Origin of the sequence: Proteus sp. G4415 (assembly GCF_963896075.1) — a bacterium.
Classification (GTDB): Bacteria; Pseudomonadota; Gammaproteobacteria; order Enterobacterales; family Enterobacteriaceae; genus Proteus; species Proteus mirabilis.
In genome coordinates this window covers 1-15,052 of the sequence record NZ_CAWQOK010000148.1, presented here as the reverse complement: position 1 = coordinate 15,052, position 15,052 = coordinate 1, and the positions used below count along the sequence as shown (strand labels likewise).

Genomic DNA, 15,052 nt, shown 5'->3' with positions numbered 1-15,052 from the left:
TACTATGATCCAGTATGGCAAAGTATTTATGAGCAATAGAACACAAAATGTTCGATTACCCGCTGAGACTCGATTTCCGGATGATGTAAAAGAAGTTTTTGTTCGCGTCAAAGGCAAAGAGAGAATAATCACACCTATACAAAATGCATGGGATAGCTTTTTCTTATCAGAAAAGTCTGTAACAGATGATTTCTTATCTGAAAGGCCTGATCAAGCCACAAGTGAAAGAGGATCCTTTGATGATTAAATACCTATTAGATACAAATTATTGTTATATTCACTATTAAACGCAAGCCTGAGTTTTTATTACCAAAATTCAACCAACATGCTGAACAATTAGCTATTTCTACAATTACACTCGCTGAGCTCATTTTTGGTGCTGAAAAAAGTGTAAATCCAGCCAAAAACTTAGCTACGGTTAACGACTTTGTTTCTCGACTGACTGTTTTATCTTACGATGACTTAGCAGCTTTTCATTATGGAGACATTAGAGCAACACTAGAAAAACAGGGAAAACACGTTGGTGATAACCACTTACATATAGCCGCACATACTAGAAGTAAGGGGCTAATAGTCGTTACCAATAATACTCGAGAATTTGAAAGAGTTGATGGTTTAAGAATTGAGGATTGGACCGTTATTAACTCAGACCCCCAAACTGATTGAACGAGGCCGGTGATAAATTTTATAAAATAACAACAAGAAGATTAACACTATTATTACTGATACTCTCTTTTAAAGAGAGAGTAGTTATTTTATCTAAGTTAACAAAATAAAGCATTATAAAATCAATAAGTTAATTTATATTTTTAAATGATATTATTTCTTATTATTTTGTGTATTACCTCCTATATTTAATCTACTTTTTCTCATCTTTTATCCAATAATCCATGAAAGATGCAAAACTCTATCAGATCTATTATACTCTTATTCTTTCGCATTATCTGTGGCAATACTATTTTTGGTCATTTGGGTCATCATATTAGACTTTTTACGCTGAAACGATAATGTGTCCTTTTGTTTATCGGGCAAGTGTTATCCTCTTTGTGACGATTAATCACTTCCCATTTTGAAAAAATTTGAGAGTATTATTATGTCATTACCTTCTTGTCCTAAATGCAACTCAGAGTATACCTATGAAGATGGGGCAATGTATGTCTGCCCTGAATGTGCCCACGAATGGAACGATGCTGAGCCAACAACTGATAGCGATGAGCTGATTGTTAAAGATGCCCATGGTAATTTATTAGCCGATGGGGATTCAGTGACAGTCATTAAAGATCTAAAAGTAAAAGGTAGCTCAACGCCACTCAAAATTGGTACAAAAGTTAAAGGGATACGTTTAGTGGAAGGCGATCATAATATTGATTGTAAAATTGATGGCTTTGGGCAAATGAAATTAAAATCTGAATTTGTGAAGAAAAGCTAATCTTGAATTATCATTAAAATGATTAATAACATTATTTTGATTTCAGAGGCGCTCATTAAGCGCCTTTTGTTTATAGCGATATGATTTATTTATTATCACCAAAGTGATCAAACCCTTTCAGATTAGGGTGCACTTCTTTACCTTCACGTAAATAACGTATACCTTCTGCAATTGGCATAATTTGCCCTATGCAATGAAAGTCAGCTCCCGTATGGGCTAAAGCAATATCTAAAGCCCCACGATTTATTTCAGGCACGGTAAAGCATAGTTCATAGTCTTCGCCACCACTTAATGCCCAAACTTCAGCTTGCTCTTTACTCACCTGTGATTTCATTGCCGCAGAATAAGGCAACGCATCTAAGTTAATACGAGCACCACAACCACTTGCCGTTAAAATATGGTTTAGATCTGAAATAAGACCATCAGAAATATCAATAGCAGCACTTGCTAAAGATCTTAATGCTTGCCCCTGTAAAAGACGAGGCTGCGGACGCAAATGCCTAGTAATAAAATAGTCTCGGCTTTCTGGTTGACTAGGTTGTAATCTATTTTGTAAAACCGCGAGTCCTGCCGCGCTATCACCTAAAAAGCCTGTAACATAAATCCAGTCACCAATTTTTGCCCCTGAGCGTAATAGTGCCATACCTTGAGGAACTAAACCTTGTATTGTGATGGTTAAGCTCAATGGCCCTTTGGTTGTATCCCCACCAATCAATTGAATAGAATAATACTCTGCTAATGCAAATAGAGAGCGACTAAAGGCCTCAAGCCAATCATTATCGACTTTTGGCAATGTTAAAGCTAATGAGGCCCAAGCAGGATCTGCCCCCACCGCGGCTAAATCACTAATATTAACCGCTAATGCTTTATACGCTAAATCTTCAGGGGAAATGGTTGGTAGGAAGTGTATTCCACTGACTAAGGTATCAGTACTAATTGCCACTTGTTGCTTTTCAGGTACAGTCAATATTGCACAGTCATCCCCAATTCCCGTACTCACATCTTTGCGTTTAACTGGCTGAGAAGTGAAATATTGTTTAATGAGGGAGAATTCACCACAAGGCATTATCAATTTCCTATGAAGCAATGCTTATTAAATAAAAGGCCGGAGTAACCGGCCTTGGATTATTAATTTACCATAGAGGAAACGTGAAGAACGTTATTTTTTACGTACAGTTGGTGCAGCTTTATCTAACACGCCATTGACAAATTTATGGCTGTCATCAGCACCAAACACCTTAGCCAATTCAATCGCTTCGTTAATGGCTACTTTATAAGGAACATCTTCACGGAAGCTGAGTTCAAACATAGCTAAACGTAAAATCGCTTTTTCAACTTGGCCTAGCTCTTCCAGTTGACGTGATAAATAAGGCTCCATCGCCTTATCTAAACGTGCTGCATTGATTGCAACACCCACTAAAAGCTCACGGAAATAAGCAATATCTACACCTTGGGTATCCTGCTCGGATAAAAACTCCAATTCCACATCCGCGATGTCATTTCCGGATAATTGCCATGAGTAGATAGCTTGTACAGCACACTCACGAGCACGACGACGAGCAGCAGGTTTCACAAAATTCCCCTTTAGTTAAAACAGATGATTAGCCTTTAATGGCTTTAAGTACATTGATCATTTCAAGTGCTGTCATTGCAGCTTCAGCACCTTTATTGCCCGCTTTAGTACCAGCTCGTTCAATTGCCTGCTCAATGCTTTCAGTAGTTAATACACCAAAAGTCACAGGGATCTCACTTTGCATTGCAACATGAGAAAGGCCAGAGCTGCATTCGCCAGCAACGTATTCAAAATGTGCGGTTCCACCACGGATAACAGTGCCTAACGCGATAACTGCATCATATTTGTCGCTTTCTGCTAATGCTTTTACAGTTAATGGCAACTCATAAGCGCCAGGAACCCAAACGACGGTAATATTTTCTGAGGAAACTTGTCCGATACGCTCAAGTGCATCAACGGCACCTTCTAACAAGCTATCATTAATAAAATTATTAAAACGGGCAATTGCAATCGCTACACGTGCGTTTGGCGCCGCGACAACACCTTTGATTACGTTCATAGGTTACCTTTTTCTCCTATCCGCGGGGCGCGGATTTTATCACATTCTTTCCTTTACTGCGCTCAGTTTTATGATAACACAGCAAAGGAGCCAAAAATCCTTGATAAATCAAGGTAGTTAGTTGGCTGATAACAATGTCGTAACGACAGGGAATAACACACACGGCGCTATTTTACTACAAATAGCGCCATAGACACACATATTTGCATCTATTAATAACGAGGTTTTAAACAAACGCGGATATCAGGGCCGATTTGTTGAAGAGAATCTATTGTAAATTCAGGAGCTTCAGATAATGACGACAGTGGTGAAATGGATAATAAACCTCGAGCATCATTGCCTAAAATTTTCGGAGCAATATAAATGATAAGCTCATCAACAAGACCAAGCTCTAATAGTGCGCCAGCAAAATGTGCGCCACTTTCAACCCATACACTATTAATATTGCGTTTACCTAACTGCATCATTAATAACACTAAATCGACACTACTATTTTTGCCATTAGTAGGAAGCAAAATTTCTGAGACATCACCTTGCCAAGCTTCTTGCTGAGAGTGAGTCCGAGCAAGCAAGCACTCACCTGCAAGTTGTGTAATTTTATAGTCGGGAGTTACCCTATTTTGGCTATCGGTAATAATACGAATAGGCTGGCGCAATGACTCTAGTGGATAAATCGCTTTTATCTCATCGGATAATGCTTCCCAACGCACATTCATTGCAGGATCATCGGCTAAAACAGTGGCACTCGTTGTTAAAATAGCACTAGCTTGCGCGCGAAAGTTTTGCACATCTTGTCGCGAAGCTTTAGAGGTTATCCATTGACTTTCCCCTGATGCTAATGCCGTTTTACCGTCTAAAGAGGCGGCCAGTTTTAATTGGATATAAGGAAACCCTGTTCTCATACGTTTAAAAAAGCCGATATTCAATTTTTCAGCTTCTTTCATTAATACGCCATGAGAAACATCAATACCTGCAGCGACTAATTTATGTAAACCACGTCCTGCCACTTGAGGATTGGGATCTTGCATTGCAGCAACAACACGTTTTACCCCGGCGTTGATTAAAGCATCAGCACAAGGAGGCGTTTTACCAAAGTGGCTACATGGCTCAAGCGTAACATAGACGGTAGCACCTTTGGCATTTTCACCCGCCATATTTAATGCATTCACTTCGGCATGTGGACCACCTGCATGATGGTGATAACCTTCACCTATAATCTTCCCTTCTTTCACAATCACGCATCCCACATTTGGGTTAGGTGATGTTGTAAAACGTCCTAATGCAGCTAACTCTATCGCTCGACGCATATAGGTTTCATCATTAGCCGGCTCATTGCCCGTAGGATTGTTGCTGTTGTTAATTGTCATCATAGATTTATTATTTATCGTTATTTTCAAATAGTCGTGTGAAGCGAATGATTAATCTTGTAATTTTGCAATTTCTTCGCCAAAATCGCGCACATCTTCAAAACTGCGATAAACCGAAGCAAAACGGATATAAGCAACTTTATCCAGTTTCTTTAGTTGTTCCATAACAAAATTACCGATCTGTTTGGAAGGTATCTCTCTTTCGCCCGTTGCCCTTAATTGTGATTTGATATGATTAATGGCAGCTTCAACATCATCAGAACTCACAGGACGTTTTTCTAATGCTTTGAGCATTCCTCTACGTAGCTTTTCTTCATCAAAAGGCTCACGGATTTCATCACTTTTCACAACACGAGGCATCACAAGCTCTGCGACTTCAAAGGTAGTAAAGCGCTCATGGCAAACAAGGCATTGACGACGACGGCGCACTTGTGAGCCATCACCAACAAGTCTCGAATCAATTACTTTGGTATCTACGGCTGTGCAAAATGGACAATGCATAGTTATTCCTACTGTTGACAAAACTCCTAAACAGTGTACCTGTTCAGTGAACAAAAAACACCCTGTCAGTCATTAACTGGCAGGGTGTTTGCGATGTTTATGTCAGAAAAACGCTCTATTAAGGTAAGAGTGTTGTCTGATCTGCACCCTCTTTTTCCACTTTTTGAACAATCAGGTGTTCGCGTTTCATGCCCATTTTCAGTGCTAATGCAGAAGCCACATAAATAGATGAAACAGTACCGAATGAAACACCGATTAACATCACTAAAGAGAAGCCTTTAAGCATTGAACCACCAAAGATATAGAGCATCAACACAACTAATAATGTTGTTGCTGATGTCATGATGGTACGGCTTAATGTCTGTGTTAGTGAAACGTTCATGATCTCATAAGAGGTACCACGACGAATTTTACGGAAATTCTCACGAATACGATCTGATACCACGATACTATCGTTCAAGGAATAACCGATAACAGACATCAATGACGCGACAATGGTTAAATCAACCTCAATTTGGAAGAGTGATAAAATACCCAAAGTGATCACCACGTCATGGGCAAGTGAAATAACAGCCCCTAATGCTAGACGCCACTCAAAACGGAATCCAACATAGATCAGAATACAGATAAGTGCAGAAAGTAACGCCATTGCCCCTGTTTGAGCCAATTCACTCCCGACACTTGGCCCAACAAATTCAATACGTTTGACTGTTGCATCATTATCAATTTCAACATTGATAATATCGATGACTTTCTTACCTAATTCTTGACCAGCCTGTCCTTCAACAGGAGGCATACGCACCATAATATCGCGGCTGCTACCAAAGTTTTGTAACAGAGGATCTTTATAGCCGGCGGCTGCCAAGCTATCACGCATTTTATCTAGATCGGCCGGTTGACTGAGATTGATCTCAATAACCGTTCCTCCAGTAAAATCTAATCCCCAGTTAAATCCTTTCACGGAAATGATAGCGATAGATGCTACCAAAAGCAGAAACGAAATAGTAAAGGCGACGTTGTCCCAACGCATAAAGTCAATGACTTTACGACCATGGTTTAATTGTTCAACAGTATAATCCTGTGCCACAACGTGCTCCTTAAATAGACAGTTTCTTGATGCGTTTACCGCCATACAGCAGGTTTACAATCGCACGTGTACCCACAATAGCGGTAAACATGGATGTCGCAACCCCGATAGCAGTTGTGATAGCAAACCCTTTAATGGAGCCAGTACCGACTGCATAAAGGATCACGGCAGTAATTAACGTGGTTAAGTTCGCATCAATAATACTGGAGAAGGCACCTTTATAACCTTCATGGATAGCTTGTTGTACTGAGCGACCATTACGTAACTCTTCTTTAATACGCTCGTTGATCAGTACGTTAGCATCGACCGCAACCGCAAGGGTTAAGACAATACCCGCAATACCAGGCATGGTTAACGTTGCACCGGGTAATAATGACATGACCCCCACAATTAACACCAAGTTTGCTAATAGCGCCGTACTCGCGATCACACCAAATTTACGATAATAAATAATCATAAAGGCAACAGAGGCTATCAGACCCCATAAACAAGCTTCTAAACCTTGAGTTATGTTCTGAAGACCTAATGTTGGCCCAATGGTTCTCTCTTCAACGATTTGAATAGGTGCAATCAATGCCCCAGCACGTAATAACAGAGATAATTGACGTGCTTCATTCGCATTAGAGATACCAGTAATGCGGAAGTTATTACCTAAACGGGTTTGAATATTAGCCACGTTAATAACTTCTTCATTTTTTACCAAAATTGCGCGATCATTTTCATCACGTTTACCGCTGTCTTTATACTCTACAAAAAGAGTAGCCATCGGTTTACCGACGTTATCTTTGGTAAAGTTAGACATAATAGAGCCACCAGCACTATCAAGTGAAATACTTACTTGAGGCTGGCCGTACTCATCGGCTTGTGACGTTGAATCGGTAATATGGTCACCCGTCAATACAACACGTTTATAAAGAATGGTTGGTCTACCATCTCGAGTGTATTTCACTTCTGAGTCACCCGGGATGCGTCCTGTTTCTAAGGCTGAAGGATCAACATTAGTATTCACTAAACGGAATTCTAATGTTGCTGTTGCACCTAGGATTTCTTTCGCACGAGCCGTATCTTGAATACCCGGTAATTCAACAACAATGCGGTCAGCACCTTGGCGTTGAACTAACGGCTCAGCAACCCCTAATTGGTTGACACGGTTACGTAGGATGGTGATATTTTGTTGTACCGCATAAGTACGCGCATCACGTAAACGCTCGTCGGTAAAAATAGCTTTTAACGAGTTATTATCCCCATTTCTAAAAATGAGATCTTGGTTACGACGCGCAAGATAATCTGATGCTTTAGAACGGTCATCAGCGTTGCGGAAACGGATTTCAACACCATAATTATCCGTTTTGCGGATAGAAGAATATGGAATGCCTTCGTCACGTAATAAAGTACGTAAACTATCAACATTTTGTTCTTGAAGTTTACCTAACGCGGTTTCCATATCAACTTCCATTAAGAAGTGAACACCACCACGTAAGTCTAACCCTAATTTCATCGGCTCACCGCCAATGGCTTCTAACCATTTTGGCGTAGCTGGTGCAAGGTTAAGTGCAACAACGAACTTGTCACCTAACGCAGGTAACAACGCTTCACGGGCACGTAACTGAATGTCAGGGTTACTGAAACGAGCCAAAATCGCACCATTTTCAAGGGCGATTGATTTCGCTTCAATTTTTTCTTTATCTAATAAAGATCGAACTTGATCCAGTGTTTGCTCATTGGCGGCGGTTCCCCGCGCGCCAGTGATTTGAACAGCCGGATCCTCACCATATAGGTTAGGAAGTGCGTAAAGCAGACCGATGAGGATAGCGAATATCAACATCAGATACTTCCACAAAGGATAACGGTTTAGCACGGCAGTTCCCTTTTCCCTTTGGGGAAATCAAATTAAATAGCTTTCATTGTGCCTTTTGGTAATACAGCGGCAACAAAGTCACGTTTGATAGTTACTTCAGTTGTTTCATTCAGAGCAACAACGATATAGCCGTTATCTGAAACTTTAACAACGCGGCCGATTAAACCACCAGTAGTTAACACTTCATCACCTTTACCGATAGATTCCATCAGTTTACGGTGTTCTTTAGTACGTTTTTGCTGAGGACGTAGGATCATAAAATAGAAAATTAAAATAAAGATCACTAACATCGGTAAAATAGACATAAAGCTTGCTTCAGGTGCTGCTTGTCCAGCAGAAGCAACAGCATCAGAAATGAAAAAACTCATTCACTTTTTCCTCATTGTTGTCGATATCGACGATACTCAAGTTATAAGCCCAATATCATACACAGAATTGGGCTTTCTCGTATACATTAATCGCACTTACTCGCACTGCTATTTAGCGGTGGAACTGGTTTACCAATACGTTCGTAGAACTCATGCACGAAATCTTCGAAACGTGACTCATCAATTGCTTGACGAATTTCAGCCATTAGACGCTGATAATAGCGTAAGTTATGGATGGTATTCAGCCTTGCACCTAAAATTTCGTTACAGCGATCAAGATGATGTAGGTAAGCGCGACTATAATTTTTACAGGTGTAGCAATCACAATGTTCATCCAGAGTTGATGTATCTGAACGATGTTTAGCATTACGAATTTTAATGACACCATTTGTTACAAACAGATGTCCATTACGTGCATTTCGTGTTGGCATCACACAGTCAAACATATCGATACCACGACGAACACCTTCAACTAAATCTTCAGGTTTACCTACACCCATTAAATAACGAGGTTTATCCGCAGGGATTTGTGGACAAACATGTTCTAAAATACGGTGCATATCTTCTTTAGGTTCACCAACAGCTAGGCCCCCAACAGCGTAACCGTCAAAGCCGATTTCCACTAGCCCTTTCACTGAGATATCACGTAAATCTTCGTAAACGCCGCCTTGAATAATACCGAATAATGCATTTTTGTTGTTTAATTCATCAAAGCGTTGACGACTACGTTTAGCCCAGCGTAATGACATCTCCATGGAATTTTTAGCATAATCCCAATCTGATGGATATGGCGTACACTCATCAAAGATCATCACAATATCTGATCCAAGATCGTACTGAATTTCCATTGATTTTTCTGGGCTTAAGAAAATCTTTTCACCATTAATTGGGTTACGGAAATGCACACCTTCTTCTTTAATTTTACGCATTGCGCCTAAACTAAAGACTTGGAAACCACCTGAATCGGTTAAAATTGGCCCTTTCCACTGCATAAAGTCATGCAAATCACCGTGTAATTTCATGATCTCTTGACCAGGACGTAACCATAAATGGAAAGTATTGCCTAAAAGGATTTGTGCACCTGTGGCTTCAACTTCTTCAGGTGTCATCCCTTTAACTGTACCGTATGTCCCTACAGGCATAAATGCAGGTGTTTCAACGACACCGCGTTCAAACTTAAGACGACCACGACGGGCATGACCATCTGTTTTATCTAATTCGTATTTCACTCATCCTCCAAGCATCAGAAAAACAGTCCAATGCATAATAAAAACAGCACATTCTAATCATTTGTTAGACGGCTGTATATGTTACATCAACAAAAGCTGTGCTTAGTCAAAGAGATCAAGCAGCAAAGTTGACATAACCGGTCATAAAATGAAAAAAAACGTTAAAAAATAGAATAAAGCCCTACTCTTCACCCACTTTTTCATTGATAGCTAAAGGATTACGCGTAATAAACATCGCATCACCATAACTGAAAAAACGATACTTCTGTTCAACCGCTACGTTATAAGCATTCATGGTATTTTTATAACCAGCAAATGCAGAAACCAGCATAATTAAGGTTGATTCTGGCAAATGGAAGTTAGTTATCAAAGCATCAATAATTTGATATTGGTAACCTGGATAAATAAAAATTTGCGTATCATCAAAAAAAGGAGCAATTAATGCATCTTTGGCTGCTTTAGCCGCACTCTCTAAAGAGCGAACAGACGTTGTACCCACGGCAATCACCCGATTACCTCGTGCCTTACAAGCGAGCACGGCATCTACCACCTCTTGAGGGACTTCAGCATACTCGGAATGCATAGTGTGTTCTTCGATATTATCCACACGAACAGGCTGGAAAGTACCAGCACCAACATGCAAAGTGACAAAGGCCATCTCAACGCCTTTGTTACGTAACGCTTCTAATAACGGCTCATCAAAATGCAATCCGGCTGTGGGTGCAGCTACTGCACCGGGACGCTCATTATAGACCGTTTGATAAAGCTCTTTATCGGATCTTTCATCTGGACGATCAATATAAGGAGGAAGAGGCATATGACCGATACTATTTAAAATAGTCAGCACATCTCTTTCATCATCAAAACGGATTTCAAATAGTGTATCATGGCGTGCAATCATGGTTGCTTGTACACTTTCGTCTTCCCCTAAAATCAGTGATGCGCCCTCTTTGGGTGATTTTGATGCACGAACATGGGCTAACACACGATGTTCATCTAGCATACGCTCCACTAATACTTCTATCTTGCCACCGGAGGCTTTACGACCATAAATACGCGCGGGGATCACTCTAGTATTATTAAATACAAGTAAATCACCGGCATTGAGTTTATCTAATACATCCGTAAAGACACCGTGAGATAAATTGCCCGTTTTCCCCTCTAGGGATAATAATCGGCACCCACTACGTTGGGGGTGAGGATAGTGAGCAATTAAGGACTCAGGCAGGTCAAATCTAAAATCGGATACACGCATAATTAAACGACTACTTTCATAAAAAACAGGCGCACTAGTCTAGTGCTGCATGTTAATCAGTGCAACAAAGAAGCACTTTTTTATTTAAAAAGCGCTATGATAGTACAATGAACTATCTTGCTCACTTACACCTCGCCTTTAGAGCGAAAAGCTCCTTATTAGGCAATATGATGGCGGACTATGTAAAAGGTACGCCGAGTAACGATTACAGCCAAGCGGTAATTGACGGCATTCGCATGCATAGGCGTATTGATGTGCTGACTGATACTCATCCATTAGTTAAACAAGCTCGACAACTTTTTCCGAATGAATACCGCCGCGTTGCACCCATTACTTTGGATATATTTTGGGATCATTTTCTCTCACTACATTGGGATAAATTTGAACCTGACATACCGCTCTTGGAATTTGTTACTTATGTGCGCAATACCATTGAACCGGATTTATGGCGAACTCCGGAAAAATTTCAAGAGCTCAATGAATATTTATGGCCCCAAGCGTGGTTGACTCGTTATGCTGATAAAACTTATATAGCACAGACGTTAAAAGGCATGGCAAAAAGAAGACCGCGTTTAAGTGCGCTTGCAGGCTCTTATATTGCACTAGAAACGCATTATAAAGAGTTAAGTGAGATTTTTTGGCAATTTTATCCACAATTGTTAGAAAAAGCACAACATCATCAGCTGGATGACTGATACATTAAGGCTCTTTTTATTCATCTGTTTGTCATGGTTAAACATTACATTGAATCGAGCAAACAGAGACTACGTCAATTTATCTTTTTATTGGTAACGATCCGTTAACAAGCGTAGTATTCATTTATAAAGTTGATTAGAATAGATAGTTATACAAGGAGTCATAAATAAGTCATTTTTGTTGTATAAAATTCATCGTTATAACCTATCAAATAGATTGTTCTGTATGATTTTATCAATAACGATTGATTATTTATGCTGTATACATCATTTAAAAACAGGGCATCACCCTAAATTTAAAAACAGGGTATCCCCTAAATTTACTCTAAATAGTTCGAGTGAACGCAGTCAACAACGCGACAACTTGAAATATGACGAGTATAAACTCTTTCAATTTACAGGAGTACATTATGGTTCTGGTTACTCGCAAAGCCCCAGATTTCACAGCAGCTGCTGTTTTAGGTAACGGTGAAATTGTTAATGATTTCAACCTGCATTCATTTATCAAAGGCAAACCTGCGGTTATTTTCTTCTGGCCAATGGACTTCACTTTTGTTTGCCCTTCAGAACTGATTGCATTTGATCACCGTTTTGAAGAGTTCCAAAAACGTGGTGTTGAAATCATCGGCGTTTCTATGGACTCAGAATTCGTACATAACGCATGGCGTAAAACAGCTATCGATGATGGCGGTATTGGTGAAGTAAGATACCCAATGGTTGCTGATATCAAACACGATATCATTAAAGCATACGGTATCGAACATCCAGAAGCGGGTGTTGCACTACGTGGTTCATTCCTGATCGACAAAGAAGGTGTCGTTCGTCACCAAGTGGTAAACGACCTGCCATTAGGCCGTAATATTGACGAAATGATCCGTATGGTTGATGCACTACAATTCCACGAAGAGCACGGTGATGTTTGCCCTGCACAATGGGAAAAAGGCCAAGAAGGTATGGGCGCATCTCCAGACGGTGTTGCTAAATATCTGAAAGCGAACTCAGGCAAACTGTAATATTCCAGTAAGCTAAACAAATATTTGCTAAAAGCCTGTGAAAACAGGCTTTTTTATTAATACTCCATCTATTCTTTTGTCTTTCAACTCAATTTATTAAGATTACTATTTGTACATAACATTATTATTTATTCGCTTAAAGATGATTTTGTGATCATCTCTTCAAAAAAAATTCTCGTCATTAATAACTTCTCTCTATACTTATTGTTACGTAATTGTTAACCACATTAATACTAGCGTATACACACCTACTTTCACTTATCTCTATTGAAACTAACCCACTGTTATTAATGGATATAATCATGATTACTATAAAAAAAAACGCACCTGCTGTTACTTACCACACTTTTTTCACCTGCACTCTATGCCGCCTATGAGCCAGCGGTTGAAGCACAACAAGGTATGGTGGTCTCTTCACAACATTTAGCCTCACAAGTAGGAAAAGATATTTTGCAAAAAGGAGGGAATGCCATTGATGCAGCTGTTGCTGTTGGCTATGCACAAGCTGTGGTAAATGCTTGTTGTGGAAATATTGGCGGTGGTGGTTTTATGACTATACACCTTGCTGATGGCACCAATACCTTTATTAATTTTCGAGAAACGGCGCCTACGGCAGCGTCTAAAAATATGTATTTAGATAAAGACGGTAACTTGATTAAAGAGGCAAGCCTATACGGCTATCTTGCCTCAGGGGTGCCAGGTACAGTGAAAGGACTTGATGCTGCATTAGAAAAATATGGCACACTTTCACGCCAAGAAGTGATGGCTCCCGCTATTAAACTCGCCAGAGAAGGCTATATTTTAACCCGTGCTGATACTGACGTATTAGACACCACCACAGAGCGATTTAAACAAGATCCTGAATCAGCAAAAATTTTCTTAAAGCCTGATGGAACACCATGGCAGCCTGGCGATCGTCTCATTCAAACGGACTTAGCTAATACGCTTGAACTTATCTCCAACCAAGGTGCTGATGCTTTCTATCAAGGGGAAATCCCTAAAAAAGTAGAACAAGCTTCAAAACAGCATAATGGGTTATTAACCAAAGAAGATTTTGCGAACTTCACTATTACCGAAACACCTCCCATTACCTGTACTTATCGAGGTTATGAATTTATCTCTGCTCCTCCTCCCAGTTCAGGAGGCGTCACTATTTGCCAAACACTGAATATTTTAGAAGGCTACGATCTGAAATCGATGGGTTTTAACTCTGCCGAATATGTTCACACGCTCACAGAAGCTATGCGTCATGCTTATATGGATAGAAACACCTTTCTTGGCGATCCGCAATTTATAAACAATCCAACAGAAAAGTTATTAAGTAAAGCCTACGCCGCAGAGCTTCGCCAACAAATTACACCGAATAAAGCCACCCCATCAGAAAAGGTACAACCCGGTATTGCACCTCATGAAAGCCCTGAAACCACACATTATTCGGTGATTGATAAAGATGGTAATGCCGTTTCAACCACTTACACCATCAATGGTCGTTTTGGTGCTGTCGTTATCGCCCCGGGGACTGGCTTTTTCCTCAATAATGAGATGGATGATTTTACAACTAAAGTTGGCGAGAAAAATCTTTATGGCTTAGTACAAGGTGAACGAAATAGTATTGCCCCATTAAAACGTCCACTATCCTCAATGAGTCCAACCATTGTGACTAAAGATGGCAAACCCTTTCTTGTATTAGGCTCACCGGGAGGCTCTCGTATTATCTCAATCACCTTACAAACGGCACTTAATATTATTGAGTTTGGTATGTCCCCCCAAGAAGCCGTCAATAGCCCTCGAATTCATCATCAATGGCTACCTGATGAGGTTTATTATGAACAACGAGGATTATCAAAAGATACCTTAGAAAAACTTTCTGCCATGGGATATAAAATGGTCGAACAAACGCCATGGGGCGCGGCTGAATTGATTATGGTCGGCCTTCCAGGAGAACAAGGAGTGATCCCTGCTTCGTCAGGTAATGATTCTGCTGTTTCAGGGGCGATACGCGAAGGTTATCTTTATGGTTCAAATGATGTTCGACGTCCAGCAGGTAAAGCCGTGGGCTACTAACCATAAAATCATATAATACCATTGGCAAAAGAAACCTTCTCTTTATTAGACAAGGTTTCTTTTTTTATGAAAATGATCTCGTCACTGTTTTACAATTTATTAATATCTTTTTTT

The 15,052-nt window shown here is 40.0% G+C and carries 15 protein-coding genes and 1 pseudogene; 6 read left to right on the top strand and 10 right to left on the bottom strand.

All coding sequences use genetic code 11. The annotated features are described in order from the left end of the window. The first annotated feature begins 4 nt into the window (after positions 1-4). The 3 genes and pseudogenes from vapB (at position 5) to AACU95_RS16060 (ending at position 1,429) form a co-directional block, all read left to right on the top strand. Entirely contained in the window at positions 5-247 is a 243-nt protein-coding gene (gene vapB, locus AACU95_RS16070; RefSeq protein ID WP_012367470.1) for a type II toxin-antitoxin system VapB family antitoxin, read from the top strand. Further along, positions 240-666, top strand: a pseudogene (gene vapC, locus AACU95_RS16065) (type II toxin-antitoxin system tRNA(fMet)-specific endonuclease VapC). Before vapB ends, vapC begins: the two are co-directional and overlap by 8 nt. A gap of 427 nt (positions 667-1,093) precedes the next feature. Next, complete coding sequence (locus tag AACU95_RS16060; protein WP_004245134.1) at positions 1,094-1,429, top strand: zinc ribbon domain-containing protein YjdM; 336 nt, start codon at positions 1,094-1,096, stop codon at positions 1,427-1,429. Positions 1,430-1,514: 85 nt separating this feature from the next. On the opposite strand, the gene thiL is transcribed toward AACU95_RS16060, so the two are convergent. From thiL to queA, 10 genes are all read right to left on the bottom strand, one after another. Further along, entirely contained in the window at positions 1,515-2,495 is a 981-nt protein-coding gene (gene thiL / locus AACU95_RS16055) for a thiamine-phosphate kinase (RefSeq protein WP_004245135.1), read from the bottom strand. A gap of 93 nt (positions 2,496-2,588) precedes the next feature. After that, positions 2,589-3,002 carry a transcription antitermination factor NusB gene (nusB, locus tag AACU95_RS16050; RefSeq protein ID WP_004245136.1) on the bottom strand — a complete coding sequence of 138 codons (414 nt, stop codon included), beginning with the start codon at positions 3,000-3,002 and terminating at the stop codon, positions 2,589-2,591. Positions 3,003-3,030: 28 nt separating this feature from the next. After that, positions 3,031-3,501 carry a 6,7-dimethyl-8-ribityllumazine synthase gene (gene ribH / locus AACU95_RS16045; protein ID WP_004245137.1) on the bottom strand — a complete coding sequence of 157 codons (471 nt, stop codon included), beginning with the start codon at positions 3,499-3,501 and terminating at the stop codon, positions 3,031-3,033. Positions 3,502-3,713: 212 nt separating this feature from the next. Next, the gene (ribD, locus tag AACU95_RS16040; RefSeq protein WP_161737117.1) at positions 3,714-4,871 is read right to left on the bottom strand and encodes a bifunctional diaminohydroxyphosphoribosylaminopyrimidine deaminase/5-amino-6-(5-phosphoribosylamino)uracil reductase RibD; all 1,158 of its coding nucleotides are present in this window, start codon (positions 4,869-4,871) and stop codon (positions 3,714-3,716) included. A 48-nt stretch (positions 4,872-4,919) separates the two neighbouring features. Then, the gene (nrdR, locus tag AACU95_RS16035) at positions 4,920-5,369 is read right to left on the bottom strand and encodes a transcriptional regulator NrdR (RefSeq protein ID WP_004245139.1); all 450 of its coding nucleotides are present in this window, start codon (positions 5,367-5,369) and stop codon (positions 4,920-4,922) included. Positions 5,370-5,487: 118 nt separating this feature from the next. Continuing rightward, a complete protein-coding gene (gene secF, locus AACU95_RS16030) occupies positions 5,488-6,456 on the bottom strand; it encodes a protein translocase subunit SecF (RefSeq protein ID WP_004247209.1) in 969 nt (322 codons plus the stop codon). A 10-nt stretch (positions 6,457-6,466) separates the two neighbouring features. Continuing rightward, a complete protein-coding gene (gene secD, locus AACU95_RS16025) occupies positions 6,467-8,314 on the bottom strand; it encodes a protein translocase subunit SecD (RefSeq protein WP_012367466.1) in 1,848 nt (615 codons plus the stop codon). A gap of 32 nt (positions 8,315-8,346) precedes the next feature. Beyond that, complete coding sequence (gene yajC / locus AACU95_RS16020; protein WP_004245142.1) at positions 8,347-8,682, bottom strand: preprotein translocase subunit YajC; 336 nt, start codon at positions 8,680-8,682, stop codon at positions 8,347-8,349. An 86-nt stretch (positions 8,683-8,768) separates the two neighbouring features. Then, positions 8,769-9,911 carry a tRNA guanosine(34) transglycosylase Tgt gene (gene tgt, locus AACU95_RS16015; protein ID WP_004245143.1) on the bottom strand — a complete coding sequence of 381 codons (1,143 nt, stop codon included), beginning with the start codon at positions 9,909-9,911 and terminating at the stop codon, positions 8,769-8,771. Between the two features lie 181 nt (positions 9,912-10,092). Then, complete coding sequence (gene queA / locus AACU95_RS16010; RefSeq protein ID WP_012367465.1) at positions 10,093-11,166, bottom strand: tRNA preQ1(34) S-adenosylmethionine ribosyltransferase-isomerase QueA; 1,074 nt, start codon at positions 11,164-11,166, stop codon at positions 10,093-10,095. Between the two features lie 107 nt (positions 11,167-11,273). Here queA and AACU95_RS16005 point away from each other — a divergent pair, with 107 nt between their 5' ends. The 3 genes from AACU95_RS16005 to ggt all read left to right on the top strand — a co-directional run bounded on the left by AACU95_RS16005 (position 11,274) and on the right by ggt (position 14,938). After that, positions 11,274-11,861 carry an acyl carrier protein phosphodiesterase gene (locus AACU95_RS16005; RefSeq protein WP_161737116.1) on the top strand — a complete coding sequence of 196 codons (588 nt, stop codon included), beginning with the start codon at positions 11,274-11,276 and terminating at the stop codon, positions 11,859-11,861. A gap of 410 nt (positions 11,862-12,271) precedes the next feature. Next, positions 12,272-12,874, top strand: a complete 603-nt coding sequence (locus tag AACU95_RS16000) for a peroxiredoxin C (RefSeq protein ID WP_004247207.1) — start codon at positions 12,272-12,274, stop codon at positions 12,872-12,874. A gap of 327 nt (positions 12,875-13,201) precedes the next feature. Continuing rightward, positions 13,202-14,938 carry a gamma-glutamyltransferase gene (ggt, locus tag AACU95_RS15995; RefSeq protein WP_161737119.1) on the top strand — a complete coding sequence of 579 codons (1,737 nt, stop codon included), beginning with the start codon at positions 13,202-13,204 and terminating at the stop codon, positions 14,936-14,938. Positions 14,939-15,052: the final 114 nt, after the last annotated feature.